This window comes from Mycobacterium persicum, assembly GCF_002086915.1.
Taxonomy (GTDB): domain Bacteria; phylum Actinomycetota; class Actinomycetes; order Mycobacteriales; family Mycobacteriaceae; genus Mycobacterium; species Mycobacterium persicum.
On sequence record NZ_MWQA01000011.1, the window covers coordinates 1 to 612 of the forward strand.

Sequence of the window (612 nt, forward strand, 5' to 3'; positions counted from 1 at the left end):
ACCACGAGCTACCCTGTCCCCCCCCCCCCCCCCCCCCCCCCCCCCCCCCGCCCCCCCCCCCCCCCCCCCACGCGGGGGCCCCCCCCCCCCGCGGCCCCCCCCCCCCCCCCGGGCCCCCAATGCCCCCCGGCCCCCCCCGCCCCCCCCGCCGGCCCCGCCGGCCGTTACGTTTGAGCTCTCGCCGGCACCGCCGGCGCCGCCAGCACCGAACAGACCAGCGGCTCCGCCGGGGCCACCCGGCAGACCGGGAGCTGCCGACCCGCCGGCCCCGCCGTTGCCCATCAAGATTCCACCGGCCCCGCCGGGCGCCCCGCTGCCCGGGGCCCCGTTGGCGCCGTTACCGATCAGCGGACGTCCCAGTAGCGCCTGGAAGGGCACGTTGATCAGGTCGAATGCCGGTTGCAGCGGTCCCGGCGCGCCATTGGTGCCGGTGCTTCCGAGGGCCAGCCCCATCCCGCCGTTGCCGCCATTGCCGGCGGGGCCGAACAGCACGGCGCTGCCGCCGGCACCGCCGGCACCGCCCTTACTGCCCACGCCCGTGGTGGTGCTCGCCCCGCCGGCGCCACCGTCACCGCCGACCCCGATCAGCCCGGCCTTGCCGCCGGCTCCGCC

1 pseudogene is annotated in these 612 nt (G+C 80.7%); it reads right to left on the bottom strand.

The features are described from left to right. Positions 1-174: 174 nt before the first annotated feature. Positions 175-399, bottom strand: a pseudogene (locus B4U45_RS30640) (PGRS repeat-containing protein); the annotation flags it as partial. Between the last annotated feature and the right edge of the window lie 213 nt (positions 400-612).